This is a genomic window from Pseudoalteromonas sp. SG44-8 (assembly GCF_014164125.1).
Lineage (GTDB): Bacteria > Pseudomonadota > Gammaproteobacteria > Enterobacterales > Alteromonadaceae > Pseudoalteromonas > Pseudoalteromonas rhizosphaerae.
Map to the genome: position 1 here is coordinate 144,590 of NZ_JACJEQ010000003.1, position 24,996 is coordinate 169,585.

18 protein-coding genes are annotated in these 24,996 nt (G+C 40.7%); 11 read left to right on the forward strand and 7 right to left on the reverse strand.

Annotated elements, in window-relative coordinates:
* Positions 1-38: 38 nt before the first annotated feature.
* Complete coding sequence (locus H5163_RS04195) at positions 39-1,352, forward strand: DASH family cryptochrome (RefSeq protein ID WP_145237447.1); 1,314 nt, start codon at positions 39-41, stop codon at positions 1,350-1,352.
* An 80-nt stretch (positions 1,353-1,432) separates the two neighbouring features.
* Here the strand turns inward: H5163_RS04195 and fucP are convergent, their stop codons facing one another.
* Positions 1,433-2,740: an L-fucose:H+ symporter permease gene (fucP, locus tag H5163_RS04200; RefSeq protein ID WP_182734443.1), complete on the reverse strand. Its 1,308-nt coding sequence runs from the start codon at positions 2,738-2,740 to the stop codon at positions 1,433-1,435.
* Positions 2,741-3,028: 288 nt separating this feature from the next.
* Here fucP and H5163_RS04205 point away from each other — a divergent pair, with 288 nt between their 5' ends.
* From H5163_RS04205 to H5163_RS04230, 6 genes are all read left to right on the forward strand, one after another.
* Entirely contained in the window at positions 3,029-4,186 is a 1,158-nt protein-coding gene (locus tag H5163_RS04205) for an ROK family transcriptional regulator (RefSeq protein ID WP_220493207.1), read from the forward strand.
* Between the two features lie 463 nt (positions 4,187-4,649).
* Positions 4,650-5,615: a carbohydrate kinase gene (locus H5163_RS04210; RefSeq protein WP_182734445.1), complete on the forward strand. Its 966-nt coding sequence runs from the start codon at positions 4,650-4,652 to the stop codon at positions 5,613-5,615.
* 169 nt (positions 5,616-5,784) lie between these two features.
* Complete coding sequence (locus H5163_RS04215) at positions 5,785-7,299, forward strand: cryptochrome/deoxyribodipyrimidine photo-lyase family protein (protein ID WP_182734447.1); 1,515 nt, start codon at positions 5,785-5,787, stop codon at positions 7,297-7,299.
* Positions 7,289-7,441, forward strand: coding sequence for a DUF2256 domain-containing protein (locus H5163_RS04220; protein WP_182731067.1), 153 nt, complete (start codon positions 7,289-7,291; stop codon positions 7,439-7,441). Before H5163_RS04215 ends, H5163_RS04220 begins: the two co-directional genes overlap by 11 nt.
* A 141-nt stretch (positions 7,442-7,582) precedes the next feature.
* Positions 7,583-8,137 (forward strand): zf-TFIIB domain-containing protein, encoded by a 555-nt coding sequence (locus H5163_RS04225; protein ID WP_182731066.1) that lies wholly within the window; start codon positions 7,583-7,585, stop codon positions 8,135-8,137.
* Between the two features lie 375 nt (positions 8,138-8,512).
* Positions 8,513-9,655, forward strand: coding sequence for a N(5)-(carboxyethyl)ornithine synthase (locus H5163_RS04230; protein WP_182731065.1), 1,143 nt, complete (start codon positions 8,513-8,515; stop codon positions 9,653-9,655).
* A 62-nt stretch (positions 9,656-9,717) separates the two neighbouring features.
* Here H5163_RS04230 and H5163_RS04235 read toward each other — a convergent pair whose 3' ends face one another.
* The 5 genes from H5163_RS04235 to H5163_RS04255 form a co-directional block, all read right to left on the reverse strand.
* Complete coding sequence (locus tag H5163_RS04235) at positions 9,718-9,981, reverse strand: biotin/lipoyl-containing protein (protein WP_182731064.1); 264 nt, start codon at positions 9,979-9,981, stop codon at positions 9,718-9,720.
* 28 nt (positions 9,982-10,009) lie between these two features.
* Complete coding sequence (locus tag H5163_RS04240) at positions 10,010-15,331, reverse strand: DNA repair ATPase (RefSeq protein WP_182734448.1); 5,322 nt, start codon at positions 15,329-15,331, stop codon at positions 10,010-10,012.
* Positions 15,332-15,412: 81 nt separating this feature from the next.
* Positions 15,413-17,515, reverse strand: a complete 2,103-nt coding sequence (locus H5163_RS04245) for a flotillin family protein (protein WP_182734449.1) — start codon at positions 17,513-17,515, stop codon at positions 15,413-15,415.
* Between the two features lie 62 nt (positions 17,516-17,577).
* Entirely contained in the window at positions 17,578-18,201 is a 624-nt protein-coding gene (locus tag H5163_RS04250; RefSeq protein ID WP_257325469.1) for a YqiJ family protein, read from the reverse strand.
* A 217-nt stretch (positions 18,202-18,418) separates the two neighbouring features.
* Positions 18,419-19,909 (reverse strand): dipeptidase, encoded by a 1,491-nt coding sequence (locus H5163_RS04255; RefSeq protein WP_182734450.1) that lies wholly within the window; start codon positions 19,907-19,909, stop codon positions 18,419-18,421.
* A 190-nt stretch (positions 19,910-20,099) separates the two neighbouring features.
* Between H5163_RS04255 and H5163_RS04260 the strand changes: the two genes are divergently transcribed.
* The 3 genes from H5163_RS04260 (at position 20,100) to H5163_RS04270 (ending at position 22,954) form a co-directional block, all read left to right on the forward strand.
* Entirely contained in the window at positions 20,100-20,270 is a 171-nt protein-coding gene (locus H5163_RS04260; RefSeq protein WP_145237486.1) for a DUF2986 domain-containing protein, read from the forward strand.
* Positions 20,271-20,567: 297 nt separating this feature from the next.
* Positions 20,568-21,968 (forward strand): pre-peptidase C-terminal domain-containing protein, encoded by a 1,401-nt coding sequence (locus tag H5163_RS04265; protein WP_182734451.1) that lies wholly within the window; start codon positions 20,568-20,570, stop codon positions 21,966-21,968.
* 128 nt (positions 21,969-22,096) lie between these two features.
* Positions 22,097-22,954 carry a GyrI-like domain-containing protein gene (locus H5163_RS04270; protein ID WP_182734452.1) on the forward strand — a complete coding sequence of 286 codons (858 nt, stop codon included), beginning with the start codon at positions 22,097-22,099 and terminating at the stop codon, positions 22,952-22,954.
* A gap of 64 nt (positions 22,955-23,018) precedes the next feature.
* On the opposite strand, the gene H5163_RS04275 is transcribed toward H5163_RS04270, so the two are convergent.
* The gene (locus tag H5163_RS04275) at positions 23,019-23,987 is read right to left on the reverse strand and encodes a TDT family transporter (protein WP_182731060.1); all 969 of its coding nucleotides are present in this window, start codon (positions 23,985-23,987) and stop codon (positions 23,019-23,021) included.
* Positions 23,988-24,099: 112 nt separating this feature from the next.
* On the opposite strand from H5163_RS04275, the gene H5163_RS04280 reads away from it, so the two are divergent.
* The gene (locus H5163_RS04280) at positions 24,100-24,978 is read left to right on the forward strand and encodes a LysR family transcriptional regulator (RefSeq protein ID WP_145237498.1); all 879 of its coding nucleotides are present in this window, start codon (positions 24,100-24,102) and stop codon (positions 24,976-24,978) included.
* Positions 24,979-24,996 lie beyond the last annotated feature (18 nt).

A 24,996-nucleotide genomic window follows, 5' to 3' on the forward strand; every position in this document is an offset into this window, starting at 1 on the left:
ATTAAAGACAAAGTAAATGAAAAAAACGCTTTATTACTATGACACACTCTTTGTACTGGTTTACTAACGATTTACGACTAAGCGATAACGCACTAATCTCTCTTGCTGCAAAGCAAGATACAGCACTTAGCTTTATATATTGTGTTGACCCTCAATGGTTTAAAAGCAATCACCATGATTGCCAATCAATGGGACAACATCGCTGGCAGTTTTTAGCGCAATCTTTACAACAGTTAAACAATACTCTGAAAGACTATGGGCAACATTTAGTGATCTACCATCAAGCTGCTCATGAGGTGATTGAACATTATTATCACCATCACAACGTGCGTACTCTATATTGCAGTGAACAAATTGGTTACGATGAGCAGCAAACGCTACTCAATGTAGCGAAAAATCATGGTGATCTTGTTATTAAACAAGCTAATACATTTACCTTATATGACAACCAGCAACTTCCTTTTACTATTAATGAACTGCCAGCAACATTTAGCCAATTCAGAAAGCTAATTGAGCAAACAACGCCCACTATAAATACACTTTTAGATCCTCCAGTGTACATAGCCAGACCTTTAATTGCTCCAATGCCTTGGCCAACTACATTGCCTAATGTCAGTAAAGAACGAACGTTATTCGCAGGTGGTGAACAAAGTGCGACTGATCATCTAGCTGATTACTTTTCAAGTGCTAATCCATCTACCTACAAAGAAACTCGCAACGCTTTAGCTGGTATTGAAAACTCAACCAAGTTTTCTCCTTGGCTTGCTAATGGCTGCATTAGTGCTCGGCAAATAGTCAACGCTTTGCGTAATTATGAGCACATTCATGGCGCAAACGACTCAACTTACTGGATTTATTTTGAATTACTGTGGCGTGAATACTTTCAACTATACAGCCTGCGTTATGGCAATAAGTTATTTTCTTTTGCCGGAATTACAAAGCGTAAGCCACTAACCAGTTTTTACCCACAGCGATTTAAGCAATGGTGCACAGGCACAACACCGTATCCCATTGTCAATGCATGTATGAAACAGCTGAATAAAACCGGCTATATGTCAAATCGTGGCCGGCAATTAGTTGCAAGCTGCTTGGTAAACGAGCTCAAGCTAGATTGGCGCTTTGGCGCTGCTTATTTTGAACAACAACTGATTGATTACGACGTGGCATCTAATTGGGGAAATTGGCAATACCTTGCAGGTGTTGGCGCGGATCCTCGCTCGGGTAGGCATTTCAATTTAGTAAAGCAAACCCAAACCTACGATGCTAATAATCAATTTATTAATCACTGGCAAGGTGATGAGGTACACGCCATAGACTCGTTAGATGCCGCAGATTGGCCGTTAAGCAGTTAATAATACTTAAAGAATAGCGGTGGTGAGAATAAAAGTTGTAGCATACAAAACCGAGCCTTTTAGACTCGGTTTTGTACATTTTAGCAAGGTGCCACATTATTAAATGTTCTAATTTTTGTTTTTAAATCAAATGCTGCATAACCAGCCACAATAATAAAACAGCCTGCTGGCACAATATAAGAAAAAGCGACACTGAAGGTATCAATAAATACAGCCTGTACCACGGGTACTATCGCTCCACCTAAAATAGCCATTACTAATCCGGCAGCACCTAGCTTTGCATCATCGCCTAAACCATGTAATGAAATTGCGTAAATAGTGGGAAACATTAACGATAAACAAGCCGATATACAAACTAAAGCCCAAACCCCACTTATAGTTGGCATTTGCACCATATATAAACATAGTAGCGTCGCAATTACAGAGGTTGCCATTAATAGTTTTGCTGGTCTAATAAATCCCATAAGCCATGTCATCACAAACCGAGAGAACAGAAAAGTGATCATACTGTATTGCAAAAACGTTCCACCGGTCACTTCGTTTGTATCAAGTGCTTCCATAACGTATTGAATGGTAAAGGTCCATACACAGGTTTGCGCTGCAACATTAAAAAACTGCGCAATAACGCCAAAGCGATAATGTGTATTTTTAAATAATCGTTTAAAGGTTGCACGAAAATCGACATGCTTAGATACCTTTTTTTGCTTGCAAAAGTTAGGTGTTTTAGTAAATGCAATTGCCAGCCAAATAAGCACAAGTACGCAAGCCATACCCACATAAGGCACCATAACCGCATCTAGTTCTGCTTTTATTACCTGAGTTAGTTGCTCAGCGCTCATAGCTGCACGCTCATCTGAGGAAGCTATATTTAGGCTAGGTAAAATAAGGGTTGCGGCTAAAAACACACCGATATTAGTACCAACAGGATTGAAAGATTGCGCTAAATTTAATCTACGGGTTGCACTTTGCTGATTTCCCATTCCCATCACATAGGGGTTTGCTGAAGTTTCTAAAATAGATAGACCACCAGCTAACACAAATAAAGCGGCTAAAAAAAAGCCGTAAGTCATTGCTTGGCTTGCGGGATAAAACATAAATGCCCCTATCGCAGCCATGCCTAAGCCTGTCAATACTCCCGTTTTGTAAGAAAAGCGTTTATTTATATAAGCGGCAGGAATGGCTAAGCAAAAGTAGGCGCCATAGTAGCTAAACTGTACAAGTGCCGATTGCACTGAAGACATAGTAAATATTTTACTAAATACTTTAACTAACGGATCAGTCATATTTGCTGCAGCACCCCATGCTGCAAAGCAAAGTACAAGCAAAATAAAGGGAACCACCATCTCCTTAGAGACAAGAGGTGTTTTTGTATGTGTGTGTGTGGTCATTGCCATGTCTCAGTTGTTAACTTTGAGTAAAGCATTTAAACAGGTAAATATCACCTCGTCAATAAATCAACTATAGTTATTTATTACATTTAACAATACTTAATTGTACTCTGTCGTTAATTTAATATTAAATGATCAGCACAGTAATAAAACCAATGCTGTCGCCAAGTATGTCCGCTCAGTGTACAATTAGTTAAGTTATTCAAGACAATAACAGATTAGACAGGAATCATTATCAAAGCTAAAAACCCTCGACTCGTCTCACAAGAAGGCCGAAGCCAATCTGGCTTGCGTGCTCACAATGAACGTCGAATTATGTCTTTAATTCGTCAACAAGGGAGTGCGCCAAAAGCCGAGATAGCACAAAAAACGGGTCTTTCTGCACAAGCCGTTACAGTTATTATCAATAGCTTAGAAGCCGAGTCGTTATTAATAAGAAAAGAGCCACAGCGTGGCCGTGTTGGCCAACCCACTATTCCGTTTGCCTTAAATCCTGATGGTGCTTTTGGCATCGGCTTAAAAGTTGGTCGCCGAAGTTATGATTTAACCTTAATTGACTTGGTCGGAAATATACGCGCAACCTTAAATGAGTACTGTGCCTACCCTACTGTAAATAGTCTGCTCACTTTTCTTGAAAAAGGTATCAGCGTACTTAAAATGAGCTTAAGTGACGAGTTAGCCGAGCGTATTCTAGGTATTGGTGTTGCAACTCCTTTTGAAATTTGGAATTGGACTGAAGAAGCTGGCGCACCAAAGAAAGTAATGAATGAGTGGAAGTCTTTCGATTTTAAACAAAGAATCAATCAGATCATCTCTCTTCCTGTCTATGTATGTAATGATGATACCGCAGCATGCTCAGCAGAGCTGAGCTTTGGCAACCCAGCTCGCTTTACTGATTTTTTATACATTTTTATTGGCACTTTTATTGGTGGTGGAGTCGTTATAAATGAAACCTTATTTACTGGTAAAAAAGGTAATGCGGGAGCTATTGGCTCATTACCAAGGCCTGTACTCAATAGTGAAGGCCAACTAACATCGCAACAGCTGATCATGCAGTCTTCGCTGTATATACTTGAAAAAATGCTTAAAGATGATGGTTACAATACCGACATAGTGTGGAGTTCAAAAGAATATTGGGGAGATTTAGGCCCTGTTTTAGATAAATGGATAGATCAAGTTGCAGATGGCCTTGCCTATGCAGCACTGTGCTCACTGGCTATTTTTGATTTTGAAGCCATTGTGATTGATGGTGCAATCCCTATCAATGTAAGAGAAAAAATAGTATTAGCAACAAAGTTAAAATTAAGCCAAGCCGATCATCGTGGCATATATCGCTGTGCCGTACAAAGCGGCTCTATTGGTGCTAAAGCTCAATCAATAGGTTGCGCTAACCTACCGTTAATTATAAATTTTTCTCAAGATAACGTCAGCCTTTCCCACAACTAGCTTCCAATAAATTTATCAAGCAGCCGGCGCTATTCGCCGGCGCTTTGATATTCTGGATTACCCGCAAATAAATTCAATTAAATAACTCCATAAACTTGTACAAAAAAATAAGTAATAATAGTTGATTTATTTCTTTTAGTTCTCTACATTCTATTTACAAATTTGCCCAAACTGGTGAGGCGGGCTGATAAAACAGCAAGTTTGTAATCACACGCAACAAAAAGCAAAAAATGGTTTAGGATTTGGGCACATAATCGTAACGGGCACATCTGGTCAAAAAAGAGTGAATCTATCAATGCCATTAACCCAGCTAAGTTAGCTGGCTTGATTCGAGAAGATACATAAAGCGACGTATTTTTTGACACCAAAATCAATAACTGTCTTGGTGGTCAAGGCTTAGATTTAACCAAAGGTATCGTTTAAAACGAGACGATACCCTGACAATTTTTATAGGAATAACGTAATGGAAGTAGTTGCAATTGGTGAAGCCTTAATTGATTTACTCTCAAATGATTGTATAGATAAAACAGTATTAAGCAGCGAGCTAGGATTCACTCAATTTGCAGGAGGTGCCCCCGCAAATGTAGCTGTCGCCGTAGCAAAGTTAGGCGGTTTGAGCTCATTGCTTGGTAAGGTAGGCGATGATCCGTTTGGTCGTTTTTTAATAAAGGCACTCGATACACATAATGTTAAAACATCACATGTTAGCTTTTCTAAAAAAGGTAAAACTGCACTAGCCTTTGTCTCATTAGATGAAAGCGGTGAACGTACATTTGATTTTTACGATAAAGACGCCGCGCATTATGATTTGCAGATTTCCGATTTAACCCCCTCTTTATTTGCAGCCCCTAAAATAGTGAGTTTTTGCTCAGGCTCTTTAGCTAAGGCTAACGTATTAAATACTACGTTAAATGCACTAAAACACTTTAAAGAAGCAGACTCGGTTACATGCTTTGATATTAATTTTCGACCTGCCTTTTGGGATGAACCACTTACAGCCCCATCCATTATTAATGATATAGCTAAAACGGTTGATGTTATTAAAGCAAGTAAAGATGAGCTGATAGCCCTGTATGGCATTGAGCATATTGAAACCGCAATAAAAAGCTGGGTAGACAATGGCGTGTCATTGGTTTTAATGACTGATGGTGGCGAGCCAATTACATTTTCCTCATGCTCATTTAGTGGTACATATCCTTGTCCACCAGCGAATGTCGTAGATACCACAGCTGCCGGTGATGCTTTTGTAGGCGGTTTTTTATACCAAGTAGCTTCGCTAGTAAGTGATAAAAACGAATTTACTGATTGGGTCAATAATTTTGAAAACGTATTAAAAGCAATCGACTTTGCAACTAAGTGTGGCGCCTCAACTGTCGCAAAGTTTGGTGCATTCGACGCTTTACCAACGCAGCAAGACCTGTCTGCCTGAGCACTTACAATCAAGCAGCCTATTTGTAACCTCTATACTAACGACTAAAACTCATATTTTTAGTTTTAGTCGTCTAACAAAATCGCTTTTAAACTACTTTTACATTTAATACGTATAAAACTATTTATGCCTAATTATTTATAAACGATACGGTTTTGATATCACCAGTATGAAAGAAAAAATAAACATAGTCTGGTTTAAACGTGACTTACGCCTAAGCGATCATCAGCCTTTAAAAAATGCGTTTAGTAATGGCCTGCCCACACTATTAATTTATAACTTTGAACCTTTACTGCTTGACGATGGGCATTACAACGAGCGGCATTGGCGCTTTGTCTATCAATCAATTGTTGATTTAAATACCCAACTAGCTCGCTTTAATAGCCGCGTGTATATATTTAATGAAGACATGCAAACCCTGCTTGAATCGCTTCACTCGCAGTTTGCAATCACAAACATTTTTAGCCATCAAGAAATAGGGCTAAACAACACTTTTGAACGTGATAAAACCATTAAAGCATGGTGCCAACACCATCATATTAACTGGTTAGAGTCGCCAACCGGGGCTGTGATACGTGGCAAAAAAAATCGCCACAATTGGAACGAACGCTGGCAACAAACCATGCAAGCACCTATTGCTATACCTAACTGGAAGCAAATAAAGCCACTCCCCCTTACTGACTATAAAACACCCAAGCTGCCTAGTGCCTATACGCAAGATAATGAATATTTTCAGCATGGGGGCCCACGACTTGCCCGTGAAGTAATGCAAAGTTTTTTTGCTGAACGCGGTAAGGGTTATCAAAAAGGAATATCTAGCCCTAGTTTAAGCCGTACTCATTGCTCTAGGCTATCGCCCTATTTAGCGTGGGGAAATATCAGCCTGAGGCAAGTGTATCAAATGGCGATTGACGCATATCATAGCACTCATGCTGATAAAAAAGGTTGGAAGCGCCCGCTTGCTGCATTTGTATCTCGCCTGCACTGGCATTGCCATTTTATGCAAAAGTTTGAAAGCGAATGCAGCATGGAATTAAAAGCATTAAATCCGGGGTACCATGCATTTCCATATCGTGATGACGCACAAGTTACTAGCGATATTGAACGCTGGGCACAGGGGCAAACCGGTATTCCTATTATTGATGCCTGTATGCGCTGTTTAAAAGCCACCGGTTATATTAATTTTAGAATGCGCGCTATGTTAGTTAGTTTTGTTACGCATCATTTAAACATCAGCTGGCAACATGCAAGCCTGCCGTTGGCTAACTATTTTTTAGACTTTGAACCGGGGATCCACTACCCGCAAATACAAATGCAAGCATCGGTTACGGGCATTAATACTATTAGACATTACAACCCGATTAAACAATCTGAGGATCAAGACCCAACCGGAGCGTTTATAAAAAAATGGTGCCCAGAGCTTGAAAAGCTGCCTGTAGAATACTTGCATGAACCTTGGGAGCAAACACCCATGGAAGCATTATTTAACGACTTTAAACTAGGTGACGATTACCCTGCACCGATGATTGATTTAACCAAAGCGTCTAAAGAAGCGAGAGAACGGCTTTGGCAATATCGCGAACGTATTGAGGTTAAGCGCGCTATTCCTGCGATTTTAAAAAAGCATGTAAGCATCGCCCCTAGATCAAAAAGTACAAAGAAAAACCATCACAATGGCTCATAAAAAACTAACTTTACCGCAAAAAACCTGCCCCACTTGCAAACGTGATTTTGCTTGGCGTAAAAAATGGCAGCGCGACTGGGATAACGTAATTTACTGCTCGCAGCGCTGTAAACGCAGTAAAAACGAAGAGTCAACGCGCTAGCTAAAATTTGCAGTTAAACAGAACAAAGCTTTGTTATTGATTCTAAAAATACGGTAACATCATTGTTATTATTAATAATAAATAGCAATAATTATCCTAACGGTGGTTTTTCAGGGTAAGTAAAATAAATTAAGGGATACTATGAATTGTACTAATTGTGGTAAAGGTTTACTTAAACCTAGTTTTATTGAAGGTCAATTTCGTTCGCACACATGCACGCACTGTAATGGCCACTGGATACTAATCGAAGACTTTGCAGCTTGGAAAGAGCGTAACCCAAACTTTGCATTTGCTGACAATATCTCATTCGAAGCCGACGCTACAGACACTAAAAAAGCATTAATTTGCCCAGTATCGGGGGTCATTATGCGTAAGTTTCGTATTTCTTCATCAACTGACCATCGTATTGATTACAGCGCACCAGTAGGTGGGATCTGGTTAGATGCTGGTGAGTGGGAATTACTAAAAGAAGAAGGCTTAGCTGGTACTTTGAATGCAGTAGTAACACAGCAATGGCAAAACCAAATTAGAGAGCAAAGTACCAAGCAAAACTTTAGTGACATATATGCTGATAAATTCGGCGCAGACACTTATACAAAAGTGAAAGAACTCAGAACATGGCTTAATGCACAACCGCAAAAAGCAGATTTGAGAGCCTACCTAATGGCTGAAGACCCATATTCTGCAGAAAAGTAAGCTGCTAAAAAAGTGGGACTCGCTGTATCGAGTCCTTTCATCACAAAATACACCACAGTCATTGTACTTGTTTAATTTTCTTATTGCTGTGTTAACCGCATGCGCCACTGTTTTACTGTTATACTCAAATGCTAATACGCAGAAGCCAATCGCGGCTATGTCATATTTACTTTCAACTTGTCATTCTATGCAAGTTAACCACCTGATTTAAAACCGCTTTATATTAAAAATACTAATTTAGTAAATAACAAAACCCTTTACTGAGACCATTGTTTACAGTCAAGTGTTTCGCTTGCCTGTAAAACAGCCCACAGTTTGTTGGCGAAGTAGCATCATTCGTTTATGAACTCAGCATACTTTAAACAAGGCGATAGCATGAGTGAATTAACTATTGGCGTAATTGGTACGTCACGCAAGACAGATGAACGACGTTACCCTATCCACCCAGACCACCTTAAGCGCATTCCAGAACAACTTAGAAAACAACTGATCTTTGAACAAGGCTACGGCGAAGCTTTTAATGTGAGCGATGCGCAAATAGCCGCATTAACCGCTGGTGTTGCAAGTCGCAGTGATATTTTAACCCAAATAGGCACCGTGATCATCGCCAAACCGGTGCTTGCTGATTTACAAGAGCTACGTGAAGGTGGAACCCTTTGGGGCTACGTACATTGCGTACAGCAACGCGAAATAACCCAAGCTGCACTTGATAGAAAACTCACTCTCATTGCGTTTGAAGATATGTTTGTATGGTCGCCACAAGGCAATGTTGGCCGTCATACTTTTTATAAAAATAACGAAATGGCCGGCTACTGTGCGGTATTACATGCACTGCAGCTTAAAGGCATTGACGGACATTATGGTGATCAGCGTAAAACCATCATCTTTAGTTTTGGTGCTGTTAGTCGCGGTGCAATTTATGCACTCAAAGCCCATGGTTTTAGAGATATTACGATTTGCATCCAGCGCCCCGATCACGAAGTACGCGAAGAGATCCTGGACTGCCATTACGTTAAAGTTCGCCAAGGCCAACACGATGAAGCACGGATGATGGTGGTTGAACACGATGGGACGCAACGGCCACTAACGGAGCTCATTAGCGAAGCCGATATTATCGTAAATGGCACTTTTCAAGAAACTGCAAACCCAGTTAATTTTGTTATTGAATCTGAAGCGGACTGCCTAAAAGCAAACAGTTTAATTATAGATGTAAGCTGTGACGAAGGTATGGGGTTCTTTTTTGCTAAACCCACCACATTTGCAAATCCGATGTTTCGCTATGAAACCGTTGATTATTACGCGGTTGATCATACACCTAGTTATTTATGGGAAAGCGCAACACGTTCAATCTCAGCCGCCATGATTGTATACTTACCTACAGTATTAGCAGGCAAGGCACAATGGCAAAAAGATGAAACTATCCGTCGTGCGATTAATATTGAAGACGGTATAATCAAAAATACTGCGATTCTAGCGTTTCAAAAGCGCCAATTAAACCCGCCTTATAATGCACTTTAGTTATTAAACATCAATAAACACGCCGAGCAGCTAATCCTGCTCGACGAGTTCATCTGTAAGAGTCATTGTTCTGATGTTGTTTGCTCACCAGCAACTTTTTCTCTCAGTTGCATCACCACTTGCTCTGATATAGCTAAATCGCCTTGCTTGGCACTAAAGCTATGAACAACCCCGGCAGAGGCAGCAACCACTTCCAACACCACTTTATCAAAATCAACATCAAATAAAGTTTGGTCTCGTGCTACGGCATCCCCCTCATTAACGTAAATTGCCGAAATCGTAGCCTTACCCATCATTCCTTGTAGTTCAGGTACTTTGATATCCATATTGCTTCCTTTGTGGTTAATTTAAATGCTATTTCGCGCCCCATGCAGCAATTAATTTTTCAAACTGAGCCTGCACATTGTTATTATTGATACCTTGAGTTTGTTGGTTAATTGCATTAACAAGCTCAGTAAATGACGTTTGGTTATTGTTACTGGTAACCGCTGCAGTTAGCGCATTCACAGCCTCTTTATTATCAAGGGCTGCAAGTTGCTCAATTAACGCCTGCAAGTGTGGTTGATAGTTATTACCAGCTATAGCACGGCTTAATTGCTCTAAACTTGCCATATAAGGCGTTTGCACAAAACCATTATCAAGCGATTGCGCTATGCTACTAATTGCTTGTTTATTATCTAAACCTTGAATATTCACACCAACACTTTGCAATAACTGGCTGTAATCGTGGCTTAGGTTGTTTTTACTAAGTTTACCGGCAATCTCTTCCAGTGATTGATGCAAATAACCCATTTGCTCAACCGCCATCATCACCGGACTGCCGGCGCCATCAAGTTTATTTAAACGTACAAAGTCACCTTTAATTTGACTAAAGCGCTGCTGCTGTTCTGCGCTTAAGGTGCCACGCAGTTCACCGAGTTTAAGTAAGTTCTCTTCAGAGCCTTTACTGAGTGTTTGCGCTTCACCACGATAATGGTCACAAATCAAGTTTTCTAGCTCTTCGTCATTCATGGCAGCAACGACTTTTTCTGCCATTTTATTCATATTACGGTAGCTGCCTTGCAATTTAAATGGCGGCTCTGTGCGGTAATTATTATCTTGCGCGGCTGAGGCAATATACTGGGCGTTCACTTTTAGTACGGTATTACGAATAGTGATTAGTCGCATCAGTACCGCTTTAATTTCGTTAACTTCCGCTTGTGAATAGCCGTGTTCAAGCTCATTTAATGAAATGTCTTCGCCTTGACACATCCGCACTAACTTATATAAATCTTCCATGTTGCGGTTAGCCAATGGCGCTAATACTGCATTAGATGTTAGCGCATTTTCTATAAAGCTCATGGCAAACTCTTGCTCACACCCGGCTAAGGTATCACCAAGATTATAAATATCGGCGCGGTTTGCCAACATATCAGGAATTTTAAAGCTCTCACCAGATTCCGTATACGGGTTACCTGCCATCACTACGGCAAACTTTTTACCGCGTAAATCATAGGTTTTACTTTTACCGTTCCACACCCCGTCAATACGTCTTGAGCCATCACACAAAGAAATAAACTTTTGTAAAAACTCAGGGTTAGTATGCTGAATATCATCTAAATACAGCATCACGTTATTGCCCATTTCAAAGCTCTGATTGATTTTTGCAATCTCTTTTTCAGCAGTAGCATTAATGGCTTGAGCAGGATCGAGTGACACCTGATCGTGCCCTATCGACGGGCAATTTACTTTTACAAAAGTCAGCCCTAAACGGTTAGCAACGTATTCAACTAAGGTTGTTTTACCGTAACCTGGCGGCGAGATCAGTAATAGCATGCCCATTAAATCAGTGCGTTTGTTTTTACCTGCTGAGCCAATTTGTTTTGCTAAGTTATCACCAATAATTGGGAAGTACACTTTATTGATCAGCTGATTACGTACAAACGAGCTAAGTGGCCTGGCTTTAAATTCCTCAAGTTGCAGGCGCTCTTTTTGCGCCGCTAAAATATCACTGCGCAGTGCATGATACTGCTCAAAAGCCGGTACTTGCTCAGTGATGTATTTACGAGTTCTGGCATAAAACTCTGCATAATCAACATGTAAAGTTTGCTCTTGCACTCGTTTATGCTGCCCCATTAAACGCTCAACTTGGGTGTTTGGGGTGACGTCCAACACAGTGTATTTTAATGTTGTGGTGGCACTGAGATGCAAGTAGTTAGCCGCTTCCGCCTGCACCATCGCCGACACTTTAGGATTTTGCATGCAGTACGCATTAAGCCAACTTAAAAATAATAATGCCCGCTCATCAGTTTGCTTTACGTTTTCACAGGCCTGAGCAAGCTCGTTGCTATAACCTTTGGCTTTAGCGTCACTACTAAACTGTTCAGCTAAACTTTTAGCTTGCTGAGAAACGATAAATAGCTGTTGCTCTGCCGTTTTTTGTTGCGCTAATTGTTGCACTAAATAAGCTGCGGCCAAGTCACTGGATAAATCAGCAAAACGTGCAGATAATTTGCTAACTTGAGTTAAAAAGACATTGATCTGTTCACTTAACTGCGCGGTTAACGTGCTGATAAAACTGGTCGCAGCAAAGTGTTTATCCATCAAAATAGCATTGCTCGCTTGATGGAAATATTCGTTCAGTTGTGCAGATGACAATTGCGCACTAAATAACTGCGCAATAATACGACAACTAGCTGGATAAATAAGTAAATCCAGACTATTTTTTTGCGTCAATAAGGTGTCAATAATTGCCCATGCATCGTGGTCATGAATGCCTTTTTCATAGCCTTCTTGATAGCGCGGTTCAGCAAATTTTTGCACCAGCTGCAATAATTGTTTATCTCGTTGTGCCTGCTCTAATTGTGCAAAAGTCAGCGAATGCTCACTGTTTTCACAAGCGAGTAATATTTGTGCAGCTAAATACTCACCACGATAAACCACCTCACTTTCAGAAACTAATGTTTGTTGCCACAAATGACGGCTTTGCTGTAACGTTTGTAAGCTTTTCTCATCTGTTATTGGCTCAAAATAATCAGTACCCGTTAAGTGCAGCATCAGCTGCTCGTCACGCGGCAATAAGGTTAAATCGAGTAATTGCTTATTAACACTAAAAGCGTGCTTACCAATACTGACTGTATTGCCGCCGTCAGTGAAAATATCTTGTTTATCACGTAACGAACGTATGCCCTGATCTTTACTGGCTTTTAGCTTTGATTGGATATCATCGGCACGAATTTCATCGCCTAACTCTTTAAGCTCACTAGTCAATGCACGAAGCTTGCTGATCATAGGATCAGCGGCAAAATAAGTATTTAATGCATCAAGCTCAGTAAAGCTTTGCGCACGGCGGTTAACGCCTTGCAATATACGCTCGGCGGCATTGGCTAAATTCAATGCGCGGCGCTGACGGGTATCAATTAAGCTTTGTTTATGCGCTTCAAAGCTTTCGTATACGTCATCACGTTTGGCAATGATCTCTGTCAGGTATTCGTCAAAATCACTAAATTGCGATTCCAGCTCTTCAAGCTGAATAAGCAAACGTGAAAGTTGCTCGTCACACGCCTCTGGGGTTTTAGCATTATTTAGTGCGTTGGTAATACTTTGCGAAAAAAGCTTAAAGCGTGCGGCAAATTCAGCTTTAGCTTCAACACTGCCAAGGCTCTTTTGACGGATTTCAATGCTCGCTTTAGCACGATTAACCAACGCATAAACAGCACTGATATCTTCGAGGATTTGCGTGCGCACACGGCTGTCGTCGATGTCTAAATCAAGCATAGTGTGGTTAAGTAAATCCAGCTCTACACTTTGCGCATCTAACTGTGCGATATAGGTCTTCAGCTCGCTAACGCTTTCGCTTTTACTGCTTAGCTCTTCAAGCTCTTTAAGTTTTTCGTGGTACGGCGCCAGCGCGCTGTCTTGTTGTAAAAACGCGGCTGTTGCTTGGCTTACTTCCACCAGCCGTGTATCAATTTCACTTTGTAAGTTATTCAGTGCAGCAATATCTATATATTTAATATCTTCAAGGCTTATTACTTGCCCTTTGAGCATTTTTAATGCATCAATACCTTGCACAAATTGCGGTGCGACTTTAAAGCTATCAGGACGTACTTCTCGGGTTACATCAGTGTATTGCTTATTAATATCCACCAAGGCTTGCTTGGCTTTGTTTTGAATCTCGGTGACTTTTTCAAACTCATCAAGCACTTGCTCAGCGGTTTCATTGATGCTGTGTAGGTTTTGTGCGATTTCCGCAAATTCGCTTTCGTTAAGCCAATGGTAACGGTCAAAGATATTCCGGCTAAGGGCAATTAAATCTTCGTAATGAAATAAAGTCGGGCTTTGCTCGCTAATGGCTTTACAGACACTGTATAAATCAGAAATACCGCGAACTAAATCGGGGTTACCTATTTTACCAAAAAAGCTAGTAAGTGGCGGCGCATTGGCTGCAAATTCAGCCGATACAAACGGGCTTTGCCAAATTTGAATCGGGTGTACTCGCTCCGCTTGGTCTTTATCGGCTTTAAAAGTCAGCGTTATACCATCGTTGTAAATAGCATAACCGTGACAATAAATTGGATTTTGCAGGTTTTTATCAATAATATTATAGGCAAATAGCGCGTAACGGCCTTCACTTGGCTCGTAAAACACGTATAAAACATCTTCGCCGTTTGGTGACTTTATATGTCGGTGAAATTCTAAATCTTCTATTTGCTCTTCAAACGAGCGTGCTTGCCCTGATTGTAAGTAGTAACCGCCAGGGAAAATAATGCCGTGATCTTCAGGTAAAGTAACACATGCACTGCCGATTGCATCTTGGCGCATGACCTGCTGAGTGCGGGTGTTATAAATAAAGTAACGCCATGTTTTTTCACGGTATGGGAGAATTTTTAGCAGCACTAAGTCGCCTACCAGCGCGTACTCAACTTCGCTGTCAGCAAGGGATTGGTTTTTATCATCAACAGCTTCTTGATAAATCCCTTCACCGGTGTCAGTGCTGTTTTCTATTTTAATGGTCAGTGAACCGCCAATGGTTTCAACAAACACTTGGTCCGCGATGTTGATATGAGCGTGGCGCCCTTCTATGTGGTTACTTCGGTCAGTTTTGAGCCATTCAAAATCATAGTCATGTGCGTGTTGAATATCACGCTCACCGCGGTTATCGATATAATTAATGGTGTTGTCTGGGTGAATTTCCCAGCGAAAAACCCGCACATCCGATAACTTGTCACCGATTTGGAATAGAGCAAATAGCTTGCCATTTTGTTGATATAAATGCTGTAGGCTGGTTTGTTTGTAGTAGGTATACAGTTCTTCAAAATCACGAATAAAACGACTATCGGTTAAAAAACGCGTTGTCTCTGGGTAAGGCTCAATTTCGTAATGGTCGTCTTGCTCCACCAACTTTTGTACACTAAATACATCACTGATTGCGGTTTCTTTTTTTAATCCCAAAAATACGTTGTAAGCAAAGATAACTTTATCGCCAATAATCACGATATCGCGCGGGGTACAATTTTGCTCCGTACGAACGCGAACACGCCCTTTTACTTGTAGATCAGTGCTACCAAACTCGTTAATACGCTGTGTATTTACATCATCTATTTGCGTTTTTAAACTAGCACCAAAATTATTTAAGCGGCGTTTAATTAAATCGTACGAGCCTTGTTCTAGCGCTTGTTGAGTTGCGTCCGTCATGAAACCTATCCTGAAATTTAATAGAAGTTAGCCGCAATAGTTAAACTATTGCGGCTACAACGAGAGAACTTAGAAATTAAGCTAGTCTTTTGGATCTAGTTTAATTTTCTCATCTAACCCACCACCTAAGTTACCGCCTAACATGCTTAGTAATTGGCTTTTTTCAGCCGCAGAGGTATTACTTAACTGCTTTAATAACTTACTCATGTTGAAGTTTTTAAGTGTTTCGGCTGAGCCATTCGCCCCAGCTAACACCCCTTTTAGGTCTTCAATTAAATTACGATCACCATTTAAGTGATCTTTAAATACGGTTTGTACGGTTTTACTTTCATCAACTAAGCCATCAATTGATTTACCTAAACTAATTGCACTCATAAATTGATTAAAGAACTGACCATCGCCGCCCATAATATTAATATCAGCATTACCTAAGGCTTTCGCCATAATATGTGCTTGGTGCTCAGCAATGTCTTTGCTGGCCGAAATTTTTGCCAATACGAGCTCTTTTTGCTGGTTAAGCTGCAGCGTAAAGCTTTCGTAATCGCGAGCATCTTGATCCATTGCGTTCAAGGCTTGTAGCTTCTCTTCAAGGCCTTTTGCTTCGGCGCACATCTTACGCTCTAGGTTAATCGCTTCCACTTCACCTTGTTTCTCATTCGCATCAGCCATGGCTGTTTGTACTTGCGCCTGAGATAAACCAATTTCACGATTACCTTGTGCTTCAGCTTCAAGTTTTTGACGCATTACTTTAGCATCAGTTTCACCTTGAATTGCATTTGCTTCGGCCTTCGCTTTAATAACATCCGCTTCAGCAAGCCCTTTAGCAGCTGTTTCAACTTGTTGCGCATGCGCCAAAATCTTTTTCGACTCAGCTTGTTGATTAGCAATTCTAAGCTCTGCATTGGCCATTGTTTCAAGCTCACGAGCTTTATATTCTGCGGCTTGCTCTTGCGCTTTTGCAGCTTCGATATCTTTTACTAATGACTGTTCGGCTTCGGCTTTGGCACGAATGATCATCGCACTCTTCTCGCGCTCTGCACCTGCGAGTACCTTCACATCTTTAATGCGCTCTTCTTCTTCAGCCACTGATTTTTCAACAATCACGCGATCACGCACTACATCGGCAATTTCTTTACGTTCTACTTCCAGTGCTTTTTCTTTATTGATGCGCAGGATTTCGGTTTCTCTTTCACGTTCGATCACTTCAATTTCACGTGAACGAGCAACTTTCTCTTCTTCAATACCCAAAACGCGTAATCGGTTTTGTTCGGCAATATCAAGCTCACGTTGCTTATTTTGCTCGCTAATGCCAATCGCTTCTTCTGTTTGAATGCGGGCTTGCTCTGATTTTAAGCGCTCTTCTTGGCGTACTTTTTCAGCTTCGGCATATTCGCGGGCTTTCACGGTTTCAATTTCGCGCACTTGACGTGACATTGCATCTTGCTTTTGACGCTCAATTTCCAGTGACTTTTCGGTGGCTTCTTGATTTTGGATCTCAATTTTAGCGCGTTCATCACACTTCAATTGATTGGTAGATACATTTTGTACTGCTGTCATTTCAGTGATGCGGCGAATACCTTCGGCATCGAGAATATTTTGCGGATCGAGCTTATCAATTGACGTTTGTTCAAGGTAATCAATAGCAACATCTTCAAGTGAATAACCCGATAAATCTTGGCCAATCACTTCTTTAATATTATCGCGAAATTCATTTCGGTGAGTAAATAACTCAACAAAATCCATTCGCTTACCAACAGTTTTAAGTGCTTCTGAGAATTTCGCTTCAAACAATTCTTGCAATGTGGCGTGCTCTGATGCACGGGCGCAACCGACTTGCTTAGCAACGCGTAAAATATCTTCTTTGTTTTCGTTAACACGAATATAAAAAGTAATGGCGATATCGGCGCGAATATTATCTTTACAGATCAAACCGCCTTTATCTTTACGCTCAAGCACCATGCGCTTGGTTGAAATGTCCATCACTTCCATTTTATGGATCACAGGATAAACAATTCCGCCCGTAGTGGTGACATCGGGCTCGTTCTTCATTTTATTAATGATCAGTGCTTGGCCTTGCTCTACCTTGCGATAAAACTTGCCGATAATTAGCAAAATAGCAAAAATAACAGCGATTGCTATACCTACAAATGTCAATATAGGTATGAGATTATCTAAAAATTCCATGTTATGTCCTAACGTGATTATCGATTTATTATGTGTTACTTACCCCTAAATAAACTAGGGTATTACCAAGGTTTGGCGGTAATAATGTAACAGTGTTGCTCTTTGAGGTGTTCAAGCAACACCGCTGTGTCACCTGATGTAAATTGCTCGTCATTTTCAGCTCTAACTTCAAGTAACTGCTCAGTACCTTGAAATTTAACCCGTGCTTGGCCAAATGTATTAGTTACTTTGCCAGTAACAACAACACATTCTAAACCCAGTAAATCTGAACTTTGCGAGGTTTGTGCGCTGCTAAAAAAGCGCTGTAATGGCCGAGAAATAATGGCCGCAATTGGCATAGCAATCAGCAAACAAACGCCCAGCATTAGCACGCCAAAAATATAAAACCACATACCATCGCCTAACAGGTAGGCAAAAAACTTATGGGCATAGATGCTGATCAACCAGCTACTCATCACTACGAGACTAATAGATACAGTAATTGGGATGCCACCAAACCCCATGCTAAACCATGAACTCAAGCCTGAGCTTTGCGACGCATCGGCTTCAATTTCTAGATCTGATTCAAACATGTCAATATCAGCAAAGCCAATAAGTGTTATTAGCCAAAACAACATCACAACTAACAACAGGGCTGAAAAAATAACGGTGGGGAAAGTAAGCGCTAAGTTTAAAAATTCCATCATTACAACTATCCATTTATTTTAAACGCAGTAGGCGATAAAACTTTTTATCATTTAGTCGCGTAAATGTTAAGTGTTTTATGGAAAATCAACGTTGCTAATATAAAAAATTGTAAATGAACGACTACTTTGAAACGTTAACTTAGCTTAATTAACGACTTAGAAGTAAAAAAACGCCGCAATTTAGCGGCGTTTTACTTTGTGTGTATGACAACCTAAGTTACATATTACCCAGCTTTATCATCATTGCTGTATACATTTTAAGATTGAGCTTAAGTTGTTCAACTGTAATAAACTCATGCTCTGAGTGACCGGTGTAGCGCTTGCCTGGCATTGATGGCCCAAACGATACCGCATTATCAAATAACTTGGCATTGGTGCCACCACCAATAGATACAAACCCAGCCTCTTGATCACCGGTAAAATGTTTAAAAATATCTAACAATGCTTGTGCATGAGGTGCGCTGTCGAGCAACATTGGCGTGCCAATCACCACATCAACACCAGATAACTTTACGTTATTTCTCACTTGCCAATTACTCAGTGCGGTATCAATTTGCGTACGCAATACCGCTTCATCTTTACCCATTGGGCGACGTAAATTCACAGCGAGTGTGAGTTCATTACCATTACGTTCAATAAGCGTTGGTGCTACTGTCATAGGTCCCATAAAGTCATGTTTATAAGCAATATCACCAAACTGTTTGCCATGTATATCAAGACCAATTAGCTGATTAATAAACGCAATTACTTGGCCATCACTGTTATTCTCAAGCTCAACACCTTTAAAAACTTCTGCTAAGTAAGCAATGGCGTTAACCCCAGATTCTGGCTCTGATGAATGAGCAGACAACCCTTTTACGCTGATAACAACACTATCAGCTTGCTCGCTAAAGTTAAATTCCACAGCGTTAAGCGCACTCGCTGCATGTTTAAGTTTGCTGACTAACGCAGTATCGGCGTTATGTAACACCACACTCGCATCTTCTGGTATTTGGCTTTTAAAAGCGCCGCCAGTAAGTTCACTTACATACACTCCTGTTTGTGCTGAGGTAGCATTAAACGTTGGTGCAATTAAGCTCCAACCTTTTTCCGCGACAACCACCGGGTATGACGCATCAATAGTAACCGCATATTTAGGCTGCTGATAGCTTTTCATAAACTCTTCAAGCGGACCCCAATCAGATTCTTCAGCTAAGTAAATCATCAACTCAATACGATTATTAAGTGTGATCTGTTGATCTTTTATAGCTTTCATTGCATATAAAGCGGTTGCGATAGCACCTTTATCATCTTCTGTTCCACGCGCAATTAATTTACCTGGCTCTGAGGTACTATCTATTTCAAACGGGCTTTTTTTCCACTTACTTGCGTTGGCAGGTTGCACATCGCCATGGGTTACTATGGTTACTTTATCTGTTTGTTGACCCATACCAATTAAGACTATGTAACCTAAATCTTGGTAATCAAAACCAAGTTCAGCAGCTTTCATTTTTAACAAAGCTTTAAAGCCAATAAAGTCGGGATTATCAGGAGTATTGATGCCGTCTTTATTAACCGTCGGGAATGATACTAAATTAGCTAAGGTATGAATTTGTGCACTTTGATATATATTGACCGCATATTGCGCCGCAGCATCGCTGCGCGTATCAAGGTTAGCATGTGCATTGGCGGCCAAAAGTGCCAAACTGGCTAAAATAAACTGTTTCAAAACAAATTCCTATTTTTAAAAGACCGAGAATTGGATAAACCAAACGACTCTGCAACTGTAACGTTGTTAACCTTTATTAAGCCAGCACTGTACCTATCACAGCAAGATTCAGAGCAAAATATTTAAATAGCTAATGGCTGCAATAAGGCTGTATACTATGCCACCAATTTTAAGCGCGTGAAGATAAACCATGAACCGCAGAAAAAAGATCGTTACTAAATTTAATCAAAGAGATAAGCGCGCTAACGCTAAATTACACAAAAGTAATAAGCCTGCTTACGTTTCTAAAGCTGAACGTGAAAGATTGGCTTTACTTGTTGAGGAACAACCAGTTGCTTTAGTAAATGATGAAGCGAATTGATAAACCAATAAAAACATAAACTTGAGATTTAAGTAAAATAAAAGTTAATAAATAGTTGCAAATTGCACACCCAACTGTAATATTGAATATTCAGCAACAATGCTGAAACACACCAATAATCACTTAGGAGGCATAAATGAACAAATTATTTATTATCGCTCCTAGTGCTCCTCAAGAATGTTCTGTCAACTATCATTTAAGTGAATGGTTCGACGAATAAAAAAACCTGAATAATTTAAAAGCAATAATGCCTCGCAGTAGGAAGGCTTCTATGTAATTAAAATTCAGGTAACAATAATGAAAAGAAAACTCTCAATTCTTAATGGATCACTAGCCGCGTGCATGTTTTTTTCGTTTGCAAGCAATGCTTGCTTAACAAACGAAGTTGAATCAAACGACACTGAAAGCAATGCAAATACCCAACTTTGTAGTAATACCACCGTTGCAGGCTCGTTGAGCCGCAATGATACTGATTGGTTTAGCTTTGAAGTAACTCAAGTCGGGCCTATTGAGGTCAGCCTTGAGCACAACACTAACGATGATTTTGACTGGGCATTATACCAAGAAACAGGATCTGCTGTTGCCGAAGGGGCAACTAGCAATGTACCAGAAACAGGCAGTTATAGTGCACAATCAACGGGTACTTATTATGTAAAAGTAACGCGTTACTCCGGTACAGGTTGGTACGATTTAACGGTCAATTTTGGTGAAGGTAGTAACACCGGTGGCGGAAGTGGCAGCGGTGATTGTGGCTATAGCTCTCGCCCTGCAAAGCCAGGTTCATTACAAGCATATTTACAAGGTGGCAGTGCTGATTCATGCAACACATTAACAGCTGATCAAGGTGCTGTATTACTTATGGGCGGTGGCAGCGATGTTGATCAAGCATTTAGTAATCGCGTTGCTAACCATGTTGGCAGCGGTGCCGATGTTGTTGTGCTTAGAACCTCTGGTACTGACGCTTATAACGATTATTTACTGAACTTAATGAATGCCGACTCAGTAGAAACACTGATCATTGATACTCGCAACAAAGCGAATGATGACTATGTTGACTGGGCTATCCGCAGTGCCGAATTTGTATGGATTGCAGGCGGTGACCAATCTGATTATCTTAATCAATGGCAAGGTACAAAAGTACAAACCGCTGTGCAACACGTTTTTGATAAGGGCGGTGTCGTTGGCGGAACGTCTGCAGGCATGGCATTAATGGCAAACAGCGTGTACGACCCAGATGGCGTTGCTGGCGCAGTATCAGATGAAGTAGTCACTGACTTTTGCCACGAAACACTTAACTTCAGCAGTCGATTTATTGATGTGCCTGTATTAAACAACAGCTTAACCGATACACACTTCCAAGAACGTGACAGAATGGGGCGTGCCATCGTGTCTTTAGGCCATCACAGCAATCAGTATTTTTCTATTGCAGCCAGTGAGGCAACCTCACTGTTCATCGATGCCTCTGGTACAGGTGTTGTTGACGGCAGCAATGAAGTTTACATCTTTAAAGAAACGGCTAATACGCAAAGAGTGACATTGCAATGTGGGAGCCCAGTAAACTATCAAAATATTAATAGAGTAAAGCTACTACCTGGTGATAATTACAATGTGGTTAGCCACGCTCATAATGGTATGCAACTAGACGTGAGCATTAATGGTAATAACAACAACTTCTACTCCCCTATCAATCCTTATTAATTCCCCCAGTTAAGAGCCCTTTGGGCTCTTTTTTATTAAAAAAGCAACTTGAGCAATTTCAATCAGGCAGGCATTCTCTTACTTTGTCACACTGACGCCACTTCTGAATAAAAGTATAACGAGTAACTATGAAAAACACGCACCTACAGCGCATCCATCATGTCTGTGATTATATAAACCACCATATTGATGAGCCACTTACATTAGATAGTTTAAGTGCCGTTGCCTGTTGTTCTAAATTTCATTTTCATCGTTTATTTATCTCAATAATGGGGGTAAGCGTTACTAAGTACACGCAATTTGCTCGCTTAAAGCGCGCCTCTTATCGGCTTGCTTTTGAGCATCACAAACGCATTATTGATATTGCATTAGAGGCAAGTTTTGAAAGTCCTGAAGCTTTTAGTCGTGCTTTCAAACGTGTTTTTGCTCAATCCCCAACTCAGTTCAGAAGCACACCAAACTGGCCACATTGGCATGCGCAGTTTGACTTTAAAATACCTGAATTAAAGGTTAGTAATATGAAAGTAGAAATTGTTCACTTTGCACCGCAAGCTGTTGCGTTGCTTACCCACAACGGTTCGGCCACTAAGCTTATGGAAACAGCCGCACAGTTTATTAAATGGCGAAAAGAGTCAGGCTTATCACCGGTAAAAACCAGTGATACTTATGGCATCCCTTATAGCGATCCTGCGGTGACTGACGACAACGATTTTCGCTTTGACTTCGCTGGCAGCGTCAAGCAACCAATTAGCGATAATCAATACGGCGTAAAAAATGGTGAGATCCCGGCAGGTCGCTGCGCTTTAGTCAGGCACTTTGGCAGTCATGACACTATCAGCGACACTGTTTATTATCTATATCGTCAATGGTTACCAAACAGTACTGAAGAAGTTAGAGATTTTCCGTGCTTCTTTCATTACTTAAATCTCATTCATGAAGTAGATGAGTGTGATTTAATAACTGATATTTACTTGCCGCTAAAATAATAATTAACCGCAGAGGCAAAACCTCATTATTGCCTCTTCGTTCTGTATTCAAACTATTACAATTTCACACCCTCAAGCCGTTTAAAGCCAAGGAACTAAAATAATGCGTATAACGGATCGCTACATAGCCAACCACAGCGCTTGCTACTAGCAATTCAACTACCGCTAAATGATGTATTTGGTTTATAAACTGTACATCAACATTCATAGTTAGCATCCAATCCGCGAGTTTAAATAACGCCGTAGCACCAATGACCATGGGAAAGGTAAATGCAGCAAACCCAGGGCAAAACCTGCGGCGTAGTAATTTAAAAAATGCCGTATAAATAATTAATGTCATTAGTATGGCAATACCAAATAACCCCCCAATTATCACTGGCGACGGCTGGGTCACTACAGTGAAATACCCCGCCAACGATAAGCTTGCCGGCGCCGCTAATATAGCTAATGTGGGCTGTGCAGCATCAGGAATTTGCTCAGCAAATATTATCCGGTAAATCATTAACGGCAACATAACTGCGTACATTAACATGCCAAAATAAAGTGCTGCTTGTGCTAAAAACAACAGTGCTGGGTTACCCGAGAACGCTACATCGGCAACAATAATACCCACAGGTGGTACAAACCAACTTGGCACCATGTGTTCAATTTTAAATTCACGAACACGATGAATAACAAAGCTCAATAAAAATCCTAAGTGCAATAAAAATGCGCCTACCCAAAGCACATCCCCTGCTAATGGATTAACGTGCCCTAACGAATTAGATACCACCAACGTTGCCATAGCAAAAGTAGGCACAACGCTACCTACAACAGGGTGCGCTAAATCGGCTTTTAGTAATTGCGGGTGCAGTAAAAATTTTAAGCCAAGTATTAATAATAATACGCTCGCAATTGCCGCCCCAGTGTATTGCGCTGCGCCATTTGCATTAAACATGTTTTCCCAAGCCCAACCAAGGCTGGCTATGCCTAATGCTAATCCACCCATTGGGGTAGGTGCGGTTATTACTTTGGCTTTTATATAATTAAACATGTTTATACTCCACACTCATTGTTTATCTTATACAGAAGTTTAACCTTGCATTTTGTTTAGTTAAATCTAATTATATAGAACACATGTTCATAAAAACTAAACAATAAAACTCATGAATATTTCTCTTAAACAACTTAAAGTGTTTGTAGGTATTACTCAGCATGCAACACTTACCGCAGCCTCAGAGCGGCTTTATCTATCTAAAGCGGCAGTCAGTATGGCGCTTAGCGAGCTTGAAAAGCAGTTAGGTCACCCACTGTTTGACCGAGTAAATCATCGCTTAATTTTAAATCAAGAAGGGCAAAAATTACTGCCCTTGGCCGATGAATTACTGCACAGAGCAAATGATATTAATACGCTTTTTTCGCCCCAAGCAAAAGCCAGCGGCACCTTAAGAATAGGTGCCAGCGATACCATTGGTAATCATGTGTTGCCCTTTATACTCAGTGGATTTCGCCAACAACAGCAGCATTATTCACAGCAAGTTTTTATTTCAAATTCTGAGCTTATTTGCCAAAAACTGCGCGATTTTGAGCTCGACATTGCACTAATAGAAGGCCAAGCCCAGCAAAGCGACTTAGTCTCAACCGTGTTTAGCCAAGACTCTATGTGTATTATTGCACCGCTATCCCACCCTTTAGCTGCAAAATTACAGCTTAGTTTTAATGATTTAACAAACAGCGAATGGGTATTAAGGGAAGCTGGCTCTGGTTCACGCTCATTCTTTTTACAAAACCTCGCTACGCATATCGATAATTGGAGCCAAAGTTTTGAACTCAACACGACAGAGGCACTGATCAACAGCGTTGCTGAAGGGTTAGGGCTGGGGTGTTTATCGTCACTCGCGGCACAGTACGCTTTACAAGATGGCCGCGTTACGCAGCTTAACTTAAACCACCCCATGCAAAGGCAGTTTTGGTTGGTGATGCATAAAGACAAATACAAAAATCCGTTGTTAACGCAGTTTATAGATTTTTGTGATCAGCTGTAATTTAGCCATGCTAAACAT

What these genes read in the sequence shown, in the direction of transcription:
- H5163_RS04195 (WP_145237447.1), top strand. Translation starts at nt 39, where the DNA reads ATGACACACTCTTTGTACTGGTTTACTAACGATTTACGACTAAGCGAT.
- fucP (WP_182734443.1), bottom strand. Translation starts at nt 2,740, where the DNA reads ATGACCACACACACACATACAAAAACACCTCTTGTCTCTAAGGAGATG.
- H5163_RS04210 (WP_182734445.1), top strand. Translation starts at nt 4,650, where the DNA reads ATGGAAGTAGTTGCAATTGGTGAAGCCTTAATTGATTTACTCTCAAAT.
- H5163_RS04215 (WP_182734447.1), top strand. Translation starts at nt 5,785, where the DNA reads ATGAAAGAAAAAATAAACATAGTCTGGTTTAAACGTGACTTACGCCTA.
- H5163_RS04220 (WP_182731067.1), top strand. Translation starts at nt 7,289, where the DNA reads ATGGCTCATAAAAAACTAACTTTACCGCAAAAAACCTGCCCCACTTGC.
- H5163_RS04225 (WP_182731066.1), top strand. Translation starts at nt 7,583, where the DNA reads ATGAATTGTACTAATTGTGGTAAAGGTTTACTTAAACCTAGTTTTATT.
- H5163_RS04230 (WP_182731065.1), top strand. Translation starts at nt 8,513, where the DNA reads ATGAGTGAATTAACTATTGGCGTAATTGGTACGTCACGCAAGACAGAT.
- H5163_RS04235 (WP_182731064.1), bottom strand. Translation starts at nt 9,981, where the DNA reads ATGGATATCAAAGTACCTGAACTACAAGGAATGATGGGTAAGGCTACG.
- H5163_RS04240 (WP_182734448.1), bottom strand. Translation starts at nt 15,331, where the DNA reads ATGACGGACGCAACTCAACAAGCGCTAGAACAAGGCTCGTACGATTTA.
- H5163_RS04245 (WP_182734449.1), bottom strand. Translation starts at nt 17,515, where the DNA reads ATGGAATTTTTAGATAATCTCATACCTATATTGACATTTGTAGGTATA.
- H5163_RS04250 (WP_257325469.1), bottom strand. Translation starts at nt 18,201, where the DNA reads ATGATGGAATTTTTAAACTTAGCGCTTACTTTCCCCACCGTTATTTTT.
- H5163_RS04260 (WP_145237486.1), top strand. Translation starts at nt 20,100, where the DNA reads ATGAACCGCAGAAAAAAGATCGTTACTAAATTTAATCAAAGAGATAAG.
- H5163_RS04265 (WP_182734451.1), top strand. Translation starts at nt 20,568, where the DNA reads ATGAAAAGAAAACTCTCAATTCTTAATGGATCACTAGCCGCGTGCATG.
- H5163_RS04270 (WP_182734452.1), top strand. Translation starts at nt 22,097, where the DNA reads ATGAAAAACACGCACCTACAGCGCATCCATCATGTCTGTGATTATATA.
- H5163_RS04275 (WP_182731060.1), bottom strand. Translation starts at nt 23,987, where the DNA reads ATGTTTAATTATATAAAAGCCAAAGTAATAACCGCACCTACCCCAATG.
- H5163_RS04280 (WP_145237498.1), top strand. Translation starts at nt 24,100, where the DNA reads ATGAATATTTCTCTTAAACAACTTAAAGTGTTTGTAGGTATTACTCAG.